Consider the following 11,993-nt stretch of genomic DNA (forward strand, 5'->3'; position numbering starts at 1 on the left):
CGGGCGGCCCGCACACGACCGCGTTGCCGTCGGTCAGTCGCCGAAGGCGCTGCTGTCGCGCGGGGTGACGTCGGGACGCGTGTTCACGGACCACATGTGGGTGCACTGCGGGCACTGGAGGTGAACGACCGGTCCGTTGTTGGATATCAGATAGCGCCAGTGCTCACGGCAGGTACGGAGGTCGGCGCAGTTCTCGCAATGACGGGCGTCGTCGCAGACGGGGCAGGGCATCCAGGCGCGGCGGGCCACATCCGCGTGCGGATCAATCGGCAGTCGCACGACCCGGCCCCCTTCCCGGCAGGACGCCGGTCGCCACCAGCAGGTCGTAGGTGCGCTGCTGTTCGGCGTCCAGGCCCGAGTAGAGGAGCGCGTACGCCTCTTCCTCGCCCTGGAGGGCGGCGATCGGGTCCCAGTCGGGCCCGATTGCGGTCACGACCTCGGCCCGGCGCCGAGCTTCCTCGAACGTCAGATCGATGGCGAAGGGTATGAGGCTGTCTGGATTTCCCTTATTCATGGCGAAACTTCCGAAGTGCCGGTGGTGCTTCATATGCCTATCAGGCGGAAGCGGGAACAGGGAAGGGTGACCTAAGTCGCTCTGGGGCGGAGCGGCCCCGGGTTCCTGGGGGAGGAGCCCTCGGATCGGTCGGCGGGGGTGGGGTGTTGCCGGCGACGGGACCCCGACGGCGGACGTGGTCCACGGGCGGCACTGTGACGTACTTCATGGGGTCGTCCAGGGCGTCGGGGCGGGGCGGTCCGAGCGGTGCGGAGGGGCAACGGCCGGCGCGCCCGGTCAGGCCTTCCCCGCACGAAACGTGCGCCGGTACGCCGTGGGGGACACCCCCAGCGCCGCCTGCAGATGCTGCCGCAGCGACGTGGGCGTCCCGAAGCCCGCGTCCCGCGCCACCTGGTCGATCGACAGGTCCGTCGACTCCAGCAGCTGCCGGGCGCGTTCGACCCGCTGCCGGGTCAGCCACTGGACGGGGCTGACCCCGACTTCCTCCCGGAACCGACGGGTGAACGTCCGTACGCTCATCGACTCCTGCTGCGCCATGTCGCGCAGCAGGATCGGGCGCTCCAGGCGGCCGAGTGCCCAGGTGCGCGCGGAGGTGGTGGTCGCGAACTGCGTTTCATGCACGGGGCGTTGGATGTACTGCGCCTGCCCGCCGTCCCGGTGCGGGGGCGCTACCGTGCGGCGGGCGACGTCATTGGCGACGGCGGTGCCGTGGTCGCGGCGCACGATGTGCAGGCAGAGGTCGATTCCGGCGGCGACCCCGGCGGAGGTCAGGACGTCCCCGTCGTCGATGAACAGGACGTCCGGGTCGACCCGTACCTCGGGGAAGAGCTGCTGGAAGTGCTCGGCCGACGACCAGTGGGTGGTGGCGGGCCGCCCGTCGAGATATCCGGCGGCGGCCAGCACGTAACTGCCTGTGCAGATGGAGACCATCCGGGTGCCCGGCCTGATGCGTGCGAACGCGGCGGCCAGCTCGTCGGTGAGCCTGCCCTCCGTGTAGACGGGGCCGAGTTCGTAACTGGCGGGGATCACGATCGTGTCGGCGGCGGCCAGCGTCTCCGGGCCGCGTTCGACGTTGATCGTGAAGTCCGCGTCGGTGCGGACCGGGCCCGGCGGGCGGATGGAACAGGTCACGACTTCATAGAGTTTGCGGCCCTTGTTGTGCGGTTCGAAACCGAGCGATCGGCCGAAAATCCTTTGTGGGATGCCCAGTTCGAAGGGGAGCAGCCCGTCGAGGGCCAGGACGGCGATTCGGTGCGGCATTGGCGGACTCCCTTCACCCCTAGTGGTATAGACCTTCAACTGGTACATGTCACTGCCGTGAAGGAAAAGTCAGCAGAGCACCCGCGCATTCCCGCCGTTCGCAGCGAGAGCCCGTCGCCCCTTTTGCCCGGCTCTTCGAGTGAGGAGCCGCTGGGCGACGGCCTTGGCGCGGGCCTGAGCAAGGGCCTTGGTGCGGGCCTGGGCGACATCCGGCCCGCCGAGCTCTGGAACCGTAATTTCCGGCTCTTCTTCGTTGCCCGTACCGCCGCGCTCTTCGGTGACGGCATGATCCCGGTGGCGCTCACCGCGGGCCTGCTGGGGGCCGGCCGGCCGCACTCGTCGGTGGGGTTCGCGCTGGCGGCCTGGATGGGGCCGCTGGCGCTCTTCGTGCTCTTCGGCGGCGTACTGGCGGACCGGTTCACCCCCCGCCGGATGATGATCATCGCCGATGCGCTGCGACTGGTCGGGGCCTCCGTGCTGGCGGTCTCCTTCGCGGTCGGCAACCCGCCGCTGTGGGCGGTGTACGCGCTCAGCGCGGTGGCCGGTGTGGGCGCCGCGCTCTTCCAGCCGGGCGTCGCCTCGACCGTGCCCCGGGTCGCCCCGGACGTGCAGCGCGCCAACGCCGTGCTCCGGGTCTCCGAGGCGCTGATGACCATGGCGGGACCGGCCTTCGCGGGCATGCTCGTCGGGTTCGCCAGCGCCGGGGCGGTCTACGCGGCGAACGCGTCGACGTTCCTGGTCTCCGGACTCTGCCTCTTCCTGCTGCGACTCGCCCCGGCCCCGGCGGACGAGGTGCACCGCGGTACATTCGTCGCCGAACTGGCCGACGGATGGCGGGAGTTCCGGGCCCGCAGCTGGCTGTGGGGGGTGATCGCGATCTGGACGGTGTACGGCTTCACGGTGCTCGGCCCGATGCTGCCGCTCACCGCGGTCCAGGTCACCGAGGCGCACGGCTCGGGGACGTACGGCGTGATGATGGCGGTGAACGGCGCGGGCAGCGTCGTCGGCGGGCTGCTCGCCCTTCGCCTGAGACCGCGCCGCCCGCTCACGGCGGGCGCCGTCGCGCTGACCGCGGTCTGCGTGAACCTGGTGGTGCTCGGCCTCGGGCTGTCGGTGGCCGCGCTCGGGGCGGGACAGTTCGTGGCGGGTGCGGCGTTCGCGTTCTGGCTGGTGATGTGGTCGACGACGGTCCAGACCCATGTGCCGCCCGAGGCGCTGAACCGCCTGCACGCGTACGACGTGGCGGGCTCCCTGCTGATGCTGGCGGCGGGCCGGGCACTGGCGGGACCGGTCGCGGACCGGCTGGGCGCACCGGAGGTGCTGCTGGCCGGAGCGGTGATCAACCTGATGGTGGTGGCGGTACTGCTGGCGGCCCGGCCGATCCGGCGGCTGGAGCGGATCGGGTGAGCGGGGGCGGGCCGGAGGGGACGGTGCCCCGGGTGGCGCGGACGGCGTCACGGGCACGCGGGGTCGCGGCCGGGGCCGCGGCGCTGACCGTCGTCGCCGGGCTCGGCGTCAGGGCGTTCGAGGGCGGCGACGTCGCCAAGTACGCCGGGGACGCCCTCTACACCGTGCTGATCTGTTTCCTGGTCGCCGTGGCCGCGCCCCGCGCCCGGCCGGTCGTCAAGGCCGGAGCGGCGCTCCTGTTCAGCTGGTCGGTCGAGCTGCTGCAGCTGACCGGGCTGCCCGCGGAACTCTCCCGCCACAGCGCGGTTGCGCGGCTGGTGCTGGGCTCGACCTTCAACGCCCCCGACCTGTTCTGGTACGCGGTGGGGGCGGGGTTCGCCTGGGCGGTGGTGGCCCCGGCTACCGCTGCTGCTTCGCCCGCTCGCGCTCCTCGGACTTCTGCATCTCGATGACCTCGAAGACATGGGCGCTGGTCTGCCTGCGCACACTGCCCGCGACGAGCAGTGCCGTGCCGAGGACGGACAGGAGGGCGGAGATCCCCAGAAGGGTGAGCTGCTTCGGCACCTCGGTGACCGCCTCGCACTGCGAGACGCGGTAGCAGTACGCGTCCCACTGTTCCGCCAGCAGGAAGCCCAGCCAGATCCACAGGGCGCAGGCGACGAGCAGCAGCACGGCGCCCCAGGTCTGCATCAGCACGGAGCGGTGGTGGAACTGCTGGCGTGCTGCCCACTGCATGAGATCCCCCGGTTCGGTGCGCGACGAAGTCGAAGCGGCGGGCGCACCGCCCGCCGACCGACAGGTGATCGTACGCGCATACGAGCCCGTTCGGGCCGGAAGGCATCGGTCGCCATGGCCCGATTCCTGCGAAGCATGTCCCTCCGGCCACTCGTGAGGGTGCACGCCATGACCCGAAGCTGAGTGACGTGACCCAGACAACCGAAAGCGCCGCCCGGGCCGACGACCGGCAGGCCACCCCCGCAGCCCCCCCCGGGCGCTCCCGCCGGCGCGTTCACCGCGCCTGGATCGTCGCCGTCGTCACCTTCGTGACGATCATCGGCGGCGCCGCCTTCAACTCCCTGCCCGGCCTCCTCATCGACCCGCTCCACACGGAATTCGGCTGGTCGCGCGGTGAGATCGGGCTCGCCGTCTCCATCGACATGGCGCTGTACGGGCTCACCGCACCGTTCGCCGCCGCGCTGATGGACCGCTTCGGCATCCGACGGGTCGTCGTCGTGGCCCTTTCCGCGGTGGCGGCCGGGGCGCTGGCCAGCGTCTGGATGACGGCCTCCTGGCAGCTGATGATCTATTGGGGGCTGCTCGTCGGCCTCGGCACCGGCTCGATGGCGTTGGCCTTCTCGGCGACGGTCACCAACCGCTGGTTCGTCGCCCGGCGCGGCCTGGTCACCGGCATCCTCACCGCGGCGGGCGCCTCCGGCCAGCTGGTCTTCCTGCCGCTGTGCGCCTGGATCGTCGAGGAGCACGGCTGGCGCCCGGCCTCGGTGACCGTGGCCCTCGCCGCCCTGGTCGTCGTTCCGTTCGTCTGGCTCCTGATGCGCGACCACCCCTCGGATGTGGGCCTCGCCCCCTACGGCGGCACCTACGTGGAGAAGCCCGCACCCGCACGCGGGGCGGCGAGGCGCACCGTACGCGTCCTGTTCGACGCCGCCCGCACCGGGCCGTTCTGGCTGCTGGCCGGTACGTTCGCGATCTGCGGGGCCTCGACCAACGGTCTGATCCGTACGCACTTCGTGCCGTCGGCCCACGACCACGGCATGCCCATCACCGCCGCGGCCTCGCTGCTCGCCGTCATCGGGGTCTTCGACATCATCGGCACGGTCTTCTCCGGCTGGCTCACCGACCGCTTCGACGCCCGTCGGCTCCTCGCCGTCTACTACGCGCTGCGCGGCGTCTCGTTGCTCTTCCTGCCGATGCTGATGGCGCCGACGGTGCATCCGCCGATGGTGTTCTTCATCGTCTTCTACGGTCTGGACTGGGTCGCCACCGTCCCGCCGACGCTGGCCCTGTGCCGCGAGCAGTACGGCGAGGACAGCGCCATCGTCTTCGGCTGGGTCCTCGCCTCTCACCAGGTGGGCGCGGCACTGGTGGCGTTCCTGGGCGGTGTGGCGCGCGATGCGTTCGGCTCGTACGACATGGTCTGGTACGCGTCGGGGGCGCTGTGCGCGATGGCGGCCCTGATGGCGCTGGTGATCCGGCGGGTCCGGGAGCCGTCGGGCGCCGCCGCGGTACTTGGCTGAGGGTGCCGGGCACGAACGGACGCCGACGGGCGCCCGGTGCCGGCCGGTCTCGGGCGGAGAGGTTCTCGGCGACCGTCAGGAGGACATCGAGGGTCACCGGCCCCTGCGGTGGCAGCACGCGGCGACGACGCTCACTGTGTCCCGATGTCGTACGTGGTGCCCTCGGCGACGGCGTGGAGTTTGTCCGGGTTGGCCACGTTGTGGATGGCGGTGATGCGGCCGTCGGCGTCGAAGTCGAAGGTGAGGGTGGCGATCACGCGTCCCGGCGCGCTGAACACCATGCCCGGGCCACCGTTGATCTCGACGAGTTCGGCGTTCATGTCGGCGGGCTCGATGCCCTGGTAGGTGACCGTGCCGATGGCTGCGAACCAGGCGGCCACTGTTTGTGCTCCCACGACCGGGCGCAGGGCCTGGCGGACCTTGCCGCCGCCGTCGGTCCACAGGGTGACGTCCGGGGACAGCAGTTCCATCAGGGTGTTGATGTCCCCGCCGGTCGCGGCCGCGAAGAACCGCTCGGTGGCCTCGCGCTGCCTTGAGCGGTCGGTGGTGAAGCGTGGCCGCCGGGCCCGCACGTGCTCGCGGGCTCGGTGCGCGGCCTGCCGCACCGCGGCTTCGGATCGCTCCACCGCCTGAGCGATCTCGGCGTGGCTGAAGTCGAAGACCTCCTTCAGCACGAACACCGCGCGCTCCAGCGGGCTGAGCGTCTCCAGCACCACCATCATGGCCATCGACACGGACTCGGCGTCCGTTACGGCCTCGGAGGCATCTCCACCGGTGAGGATGGGTTCCGGAAGCCACGGCCCCACATAGGTCTCCCGCTTGTGCCGGGTGGAGCGCAGCCGTCCCAGCGCCAGGTTCGACACGATCCGCGTCAGGTACGCCTTGGGGTCGGCCACCTGTGAGCGGTCCGCGGCCGACCACTTGATCCAGGCGTCCTGGACCGCGTCCTCGGCATCGGCTGCGCTGCCGAGGACGCGGTAGGCCACGGAGAACAGCAGCCGCCGGTGCTCGTGGAAGACCTGCTGGCCGGGGTGGTGGGCGGACAGGTCGTTCACCGGGCCTCCCGGACCCGGGTGGAGCGGCCGCCGCGGGGCCAGAACGCGCCCGAGGCGGGCATCTTCTTCATACGGCCGTAGGTCGGCCAGGGCGAGGCGGTCACCGTCTCCTTATACCTGGCCGCCATGCGGCCAGTCAGATGAATTGATCGCGGGCTGTCATCGGGGCGGGTGAACTGCACGACCGCGTCGTGCCGCCCCAGGCTGACCGGCGTGTGGTAGTAGCCGAAGCGGAATGGCTTGGGCTGCTTGCCCTTGAGTACACGGTCGATCGACAGCGCGGCGTGCACACCGGTCGGCATTCCGCCCTGGCAGGTGCCGTGCATGACGCCGTAGCCCTGGCGGATCGCGGCCGCGTCGCCGATGGCGTACACCTCCGGGTGGGACACCGACCGCAGCGCGGCGTCGGTGACGATGCGTCCGCGCTCGTCGACGGCCAGCCCGGCAGCGGCCGCCAGCGGCGACACTCGCGTACCGCTCGTCCACAACACCACGTCGGCGGCGATGCTCTCCCCGCCCGCCAACTCGATCCCGTCGGGCAGCACCTTGGCCACCTCGTCCCCGGCACGTACCTCGACACACAGCCGGTCGAGCGCGGCGTGCAGATACGCCTTGGCCTTCGGGTTCATGGCCGCACCGGGTTCCTGCCGGCCCAGCAGCACGACGTTCAGCGCCGGATGCCGCTCGGCGATCTCCGCGGCCGACTCGACGCCGGTCAGCCCGCTGCCGCCGACCACCACCGTGCCACTGCCGAGCCGCCCCAACCGGTCGGCCAGCAACTCGGCGTCCTGGGCGCTGCTCAGGGTGTACGCGTGGTCCTCGACACCCGGCACCGCCGACGTGTCGGCGACCCCGCCCAGCCCGTACACCAGCGTGTCGTAGCGCAGGACCCGGTCGTCGTCGATCCGCACCGTCTTCGCGTCCGCGTCCACAGCCGTCACCCAGCCGCGCACGAACTGTGCCCCCGTACCCTCCAGCATCTCCGGGATGCTCAGCTCGGCGAGCTGCTGCCCGGTCGCCGTCATGTGCAGTCGCAGCCGCTCGGTGAACCGCTCCTGCGCATTCACCACGACGACCTGCACGCCCTCGCGCCCCTTGACCCGGGCCGCGAGCTGGATGGCCGCGGCCATCCCCGCGTAACCCGCCCCCAGAATCACTACGCGGTGGGTGGTCGTCATGCCGGCCTCATGCTGTGCGCTCATTGTTCCGTCCTCTTCCACTCGCTGCTGACGACCACCAGATGGAAGATGCCGCCCCGTCTGTGACATGAGGTGGATGTGATGCGCGACATAGTCGAGGTCGGCAGGCCGCCGGAGGCTGCCGAAGGGGTCCGGGAAGCCGCACCCCCCGGAGGACGTATCAGCCCGCCGCGCCGCTTCCGGCGGCGCTGAAGCTGCGGGATCTGCTGCAAGGCGCCGTCGGCTGAACCGCCGTCCGCCGGGCACGATCGGGCCCGTGGTGCGTGTTCACCCGCCGGTCCGGGCCGGGTCGCGGTGAACGCTCACCCGCCGAGTGGCCCGAACCGCCCGAACGCCCCCCGGTGGAACAGCAGCGGACCGTCCCCGTTCGCCGCCCCCAGTGCCTCCACCCGGCCCACCACGATCAGATGGTCGCCCCCGGTGTGGACGGCCTGGATGCGGCAGTCGACCCAGGCCGGTACGGAGTCCAGCAGTGGCGACCCGGTCGCGGGAGCCGCCTCGTACGCCACCCCCGCGAACTTGTCGGCCCCGCTCACCGCGAAGCTCCGGCACAGTGCGCCCTGGTCCGCGCCCAGGATGTTGACGCAGAAGGCCCCGGCGCGGGCGATGCGAGGCCAGGTCGTCGACGTACGGGCGACCATGAAGGTGACCAGCGGTGGGTCGAGGGAGAGCGACGCGAACGACTGGCAGGCGAAGCCCGCCGGCCCTCCCGCGTCGTCCGGATCGTGCGCGGTGACAATGGTGACCCCGCTCGCGAAGTGCCCCAGTACGCGCCGGAATTCGGCCGGGTCGACCGGCAGCCGCTCACCCTCGGCGACGGCCCGAAGATCCGGGCGCGGCAGCGGGTCGACCGGCGCCGTCCCTGCGGTGGTGGCGGCGCCGACGGACCTGAGGTACCGGACGGCGGTGGCGGCCATGCCTGCGTGTCCCATCACGCCTTCCATTGAAACTGACGGAACGTCAGATAGGAAGGGTGAGGGAAGAGGGTTCCGTGCGTCAGAGGCCGCGAGTCCCGCCGCTGAGCCGGACTGAGGCGCACCCCGAACTCGCCCGGGCCGAGGCCGGGGCGAGTCTTCAGGGTCAGCTTCCGGCGGCGTACGTCACGAAGTGTGCCCATGCGTCGAGGGTCACGGCGAACCGGGGGCCCTGCGCGTTCTTCGAGTCGCGGACGTGGACGGTGCTGGGGGTGGTGGCGACCTCGACGCAGTCGTTGCCGTCGCTGCTGTCGCTGTAGCTGCTCTTGAACCACGCCAGCTCGGAGCCGTTCTCAGCGGAGGTCTTGCCGATCATGTCTCTCCCAGCGCTTGCTCGATGAAGGTCAGCGACTCCCGTGGTGTGAGAGCCTCGGCCCGGATGATGCCATACCGCAGCTCAAGGACCCGGAGCTGTCGCGGATCAGAGACGGGGCGCCCGCCGTGCACGCCATCGGTACGCCCCACCCCAGAGCCATCGTCGAACTTCAGCACCTGGATCTTCCCGCCTGTTCCGGGGTGGTCCCAGCGGTCGGTCGGCATCACCTGAATCTCGACGTTCCGCATCTGCCCCACCTCCAACAGGTGTTCAAGCTGCTGGCGTCGCACCATTGTCCCTCCGATCGGGCGGCGCAGCGTCACTTCTTCCAGGACAAAACTGAGATCCGGTGCCGGTGATCGGTCGAAGATGGAACGCCGGGCCGTGCGTGCGGCCACCATGCGTTCCAACTCGTCCTGGGAGTACGCAGGTCGGCGCGTCCCGAGCAGCGCCCTGGCGTGCTCCTCCGTTTGCAGGAGACCGTGCAGGTTGTGGTCGCCGTACGACAGTAGCTCGACCGCCCGCGCCTCCATCCGCGCCAGATCCCGAATCTTCTTCGGGTACCGGACCTCCGCCACGTCCTTCTTCATCGCGGCGATCAGCCCACCCGCCCCCAGCACCTCGTCCGCCCTGTCCAGATACTCCTGGCGCGGAATCCGTTTCCCGGCCTCGACCTTGTAGACCTGGTCCTCCCCGTACCCGATCGCCACGCCGAACTCGGCCGCCCGCATACCGGCCGCCTCACGTCGCAGCTTCAGCTGCCGCCCCACCGTGGCGACGACCGCCGCACCCGACTCGTCGTCCGGGTCGACGTCCCAACCGGGCTCGTCCGCCTCGCCCCCGGGTCGTTCCGTACTGTTCGCATCCACCTGCATCCGCGCCACCTCCGACGTGCCGTCACACCTCGACGCCCTCTACCCGCACGCCCCCTCCGGACAGCCCGGACAGCTCCGGACAACCACCGGACAGTCACCGTACGCATCCAGTCGATCACTGGTCAGCGTATGCGTGCCCGGCCACGCTGAGTGACGTGAAACAAGAAATCACCCTCGCTCAACCCCCCACCCCCGGCCGCACGTTCACCGTGTTGCTCTCGCCCACCCGCCGGGGAGCCAGGCTGGCCCGGCTGCTCACCGCCGCGCATCTGGGCGAGTGGGGGATCCCGTCGGAGTCGGCCGTGCAGATCGTCGCGGAACTGGCCGCCAATGCCGTGGTGCACGGCCGCGTACCGGGCAGGGACTTCCGGCTCGACCTCACGATCCACGAAGGAGGCGCGCTCCTGCGGATCGAGGTGAGCGACGCCCGTGGCGAATGCCTTCCGCCCGGTCCGGGCGGCACGGCCGTCCCGGACGGTGACTGCGAGTCCGGACGCGGCCTGTTGATCGTCGAGGCGCTCGCGGACCGTTGGGGCGTCAGCCCCGGTCCCGTCCCCCGCAAGACCGTCTGGGCCGAGCTCGACCTCGTACCGTGACCGCCGCCGCCGGGTCGCGGATGTTCACCATCCGGCGGGCTCCGGGGGCGCCGCTCGGTCGGAGCACGAGGCCGCCCGGCCGTCGTACGACACGCCCTGACCAGCGAACTTCCGCCCGAAGGGCTGCGTCGGCAGGCCGGTTGAACAGGAAGGAGGAATCGCGGTGAGGTGGCTTGAGTGCGGCGCCGCGTCCGGTTGCCCCGGGTCGCACGTGCTGGGGCAACTGCTCTGCACGGGCAACGGTGTCTGGCCAGTGCTGTTTCGCGCCGCGTCAGGGCAGGCGGGACCATCTCGCGGGCTCGGCAGTGGAGCGGACCGCGGGATGGTGGTCGAGGCAGGTCAGAGTGGTCGGGTCGTGGCGACCATGCGTCCCGCCTGGTCCATCACGGAGATGGACCGGATGTCGGGAAGGTGCAGGGCACTCGCCCCCGTCACGGCGGCGCTGCCGTTGGGAGTGATCGCCCAGGTGGCCGCCTGCTCCTTGCGGCCGTCCACCGAGGAGACCTGGAGGATGAAGGGTCCTGATCCTCCTGCGGGCAGGTCGGCCAGAGTGACGCTCACCGCAGTGCCCCAGGGCTTGGCCGTGAGCGTGGCACGGCCGGACACGGAGTACCCGGCGGCCGAGGTGAAGGCCGTGGACGGGCCGGTCGACTGCCGGAACGGCAGCATCGACCCCAGTCCGAGCCCGGCAACCACAATCAGGGCCGCAGCCAATGCCAGCCACTGCCGACGAGCCCGGCGCCTGCGTGCGACATCGGCCGCGCGGACCTGCTCCAGCAGGCGGTCGAGCCCGGTCGGCGAAGCCGGGGGCGCCGCATCGGTGTCGGTCTCACGCGTGGCCCGGGGGCGGGGCGCGGACATACCCGGGGCGCGGCGGAGCAGTCCAGCCAGCGGGGCCGAGCGCGCGAGCTCGTCACGGCATTCCTGGCACGTGGGCAGGTGGGACTCCAGAACGCGGCGGTCGGTCTCGCTGAGACCGCCCAGCACATACGCGCCGATCAGCATGCGCACGTCATCATGGTCGGTGCTCACCGTAGAACTCCCATTTCTTCAAAGGCTGCGCGCAGGTTGCGTACCGCGTAGTAGGCGCGGGACTTGACCGTTCCCTCCGGGATCGTGAGCCGTGACGCGGACTCGGCGGTGGTCAACCCCTCGAAGTACAGCGCCTGGATCACGTCACGATGCTCGCTGGACAGGCGTTCCAGCGCTGCGGCGATCACGTGCCCCTCCAGCGCCGCCTCCACATCATCGGCAGAAGGTACAGCCGCGAGTGCCTCGTCGTCGTAGAGCGGTTCCGGACGCCGCTGCTCAGCGCGCCAGCTGTCGGTGAGCACGTTGCGGGCGATCGTGAAGAGATAGGAGCGGATGGTGGCGTGGCGTGGCTCGATCCTGGTGATGCTGCGCCACGCCCGCAGCAGCGTCTCCTGCACGACGTCCTCCGCCTGCTCAGGACTGCGCACGTACCTGCGCACGAAGGAGAGAAGCACATCGTGGTGCTCGGTGTACAACGCAGTCATCAACTGTTCGTCCGGCGTCACGCTC

The 11,993-nt window shown here is 70.8% G+C and carries 15 protein-coding genes; 4 read left to right on the plus strand and 11 right to left on the minus strand.

Features of this window, described 5'->3' with window-relative positions; all coding sequences use genetic code 11:
- Positions 1-33 precede the first annotated feature (33 nt).
- The 3 genes from GA0115254_RS38500 to GA0115254_RS38510 all read right to left on the minus strand — a co-directional run bounded on the left by GA0115254_RS38500 (position 34) and on the right by GA0115254_RS38510 (position 1,774).
- On the minus strand, positions 34-279 hold the full coding sequence (locus GA0115254_RS38500; protein ID WP_093899886.1) for a hypothetical protein: 246 nt from the start codon (positions 277-279) through the stop codon (positions 34-36).
- Positions 263-514: a DUF6400 family protein gene (locus GA0115254_RS38505; protein WP_093899929.1), complete on the minus strand. Its 252-nt coding sequence runs from the start codon at positions 512-514 to the stop codon at positions 263-265. The genes GA0115254_RS38500 and GA0115254_RS38505 overlap by 17 nt, the downstream gene beginning before the upstream one ends.
- 276 nt (positions 515-790) lie before the next feature.
- Positions 791-1,774 carry a GlxA family transcriptional regulator gene (locus GA0115254_RS38510; protein ID WP_093899887.1) on the minus strand — a complete coding sequence of 328 codons (984 nt, stop codon included), beginning with the start codon at positions 1,772-1,774 and terminating at the stop codon, positions 791-793.
- A gap of 174 nt (positions 1,775-1,948) precedes the next feature.
- Between GA0115254_RS38510 and GA0115254_RS38515 the strand changes: the two genes are divergently transcribed.
- Both GA0115254_RS38515 and GA0115254_RS38520 read left to right on the plus strand, forming a co-directional pair.
- Positions 1,949-3,181, plus strand: coding sequence for an MFS transporter (locus tag GA0115254_RS38515; RefSeq protein WP_256102991.1), 1,233 nt, complete (start codon positions 1,949-1,951; stop codon positions 3,179-3,181).
- Positions 3,182-3,213: 32 nt separating this feature from the next.
- A complete protein-coding gene (locus GA0115254_RS38520) occupies positions 3,214-3,633 on the plus strand; it encodes a ribosomal maturation YjgA family protein (RefSeq protein ID WP_093899888.1) in 420 nt (139 codons plus the stop codon).
- On the opposite strand, the gene GA0115254_RS38525 is transcribed toward GA0115254_RS38520, so the two are convergent.
- Positions 3,581-3,916: a hypothetical protein gene (locus GA0115254_RS38525; protein ID WP_093899889.1), complete on the minus strand. Its 336-nt coding sequence runs from the start codon at positions 3,914-3,916 to the stop codon at positions 3,581-3,583. The genes GA0115254_RS38520 and GA0115254_RS38525 overlap by 53 nt on opposite strands.
- Positions 3,917-4,104: 188 nt before the next feature.
- On the opposite strand from GA0115254_RS38525, the gene GA0115254_RS38530 reads away from it, so the two are divergent.
- The gene (locus GA0115254_RS38530; RefSeq protein ID WP_093899890.1) at positions 4,105-5,436 is read left to right on the plus strand and encodes an MFS transporter; all 1,332 of its coding nucleotides are present in this window, start codon (positions 4,105-4,107) and stop codon (positions 5,434-5,436) included.
- 131 nt (positions 5,437-5,567) lie between these two features.
- Here the strand turns inward: GA0115254_RS38530 and GA0115254_RS38535 are convergent, their stop codons facing one another.
- The 5 genes from GA0115254_RS38535 to GA0115254_RS38555 all read right to left on the minus strand — a co-directional run bounded on the left by GA0115254_RS38535 (position 5,568) and on the right by GA0115254_RS38555 (position 9,855).
- Positions 5,568-6,491, minus strand: coding sequence for an RNA polymerase sigma-70 factor (locus GA0115254_RS38535; protein WP_093899891.1), 924 nt, complete (start codon positions 6,489-6,491; stop codon positions 5,568-5,570).
- On the minus strand, positions 6,488-7,693 hold the full coding sequence (locus tag GA0115254_RS38540) for an NAD(P)/FAD-dependent oxidoreductase (protein ID WP_093899892.1): 1,206 nt from the start codon (positions 7,691-7,693) through the stop codon (positions 6,488-6,490). The genes GA0115254_RS38535 and GA0115254_RS38540 overlap by 4 nt, the downstream gene beginning before the upstream one ends.
- A gap of 299 nt (positions 7,694-7,992) precedes the next feature.
- Positions 7,993-8,607 carry a flavin reductase family protein gene (locus GA0115254_RS38545; protein WP_093899931.1) on the minus strand — a complete coding sequence of 205 codons (615 nt, stop codon included), beginning with the start codon at positions 8,605-8,607 and terminating at the stop codon, positions 7,993-7,995.
- Positions 8,608-8,770: 163 nt separating this feature from the next.
- Positions 8,771-8,980, minus strand: a complete 210-nt coding sequence (locus GA0115254_RS38550) for a DUF397 domain-containing protein (protein ID WP_093899893.1) — start codon at positions 8,978-8,980, stop codon at positions 8,771-8,773.
- A complete protein-coding gene (locus GA0115254_RS38555; RefSeq protein ID WP_093899894.1) occupies positions 8,977-9,855 on the minus strand; it encodes a helix-turn-helix domain-containing protein in 879 nt (292 codons plus the stop codon). Before GA0115254_RS38555 ends, GA0115254_RS38550 begins: the two co-directional genes overlap by 4 nt.
- A 155-nt stretch (positions 9,856-10,010) precedes the next feature.
- Between GA0115254_RS38555 and GA0115254_RS38560 the strand changes: the two genes are divergently transcribed.
- A complete protein-coding gene (locus GA0115254_RS38560) occupies positions 10,011-10,451 on the plus strand; it encodes an ATP-binding protein (protein WP_093899895.1) in 441 nt (146 codons plus the stop codon).
- Between the two features lie 339 nt (positions 10,452-10,790).
- Here GA0115254_RS38560 and GA0115254_RS38565 read toward each other — a convergent pair whose 3' ends face one another.
- Positions 10,791-11,483, minus strand: coding sequence for an anti-sigma factor family protein (locus tag GA0115254_RS38565; protein WP_093899896.1), 693 nt, complete (start codon positions 11,481-11,483; stop codon positions 10,791-10,793).
- Positions 11,480-11,989: a sigma-70 family RNA polymerase sigma factor gene (locus tag GA0115254_RS38570; protein WP_218105610.1), complete on the minus strand. Its 510-nt coding sequence runs from the start codon at positions 11,987-11,989 to the stop codon at positions 11,480-11,482. Before GA0115254_RS38570 ends, GA0115254_RS38565 begins: the two co-directional genes overlap by 4 nt.
- Between the last annotated feature and the right edge of the window lie 4 nt (positions 11,990-11,993).

Source organism: Streptomyces sp. Ncost-T10-10d, from assembly GCF_900091955.1.
Classification (GTDB): domain Bacteria; phylum Actinomycetota; class Actinomycetes; order Streptomycetales; family Streptomycetaceae; genus Streptomyces.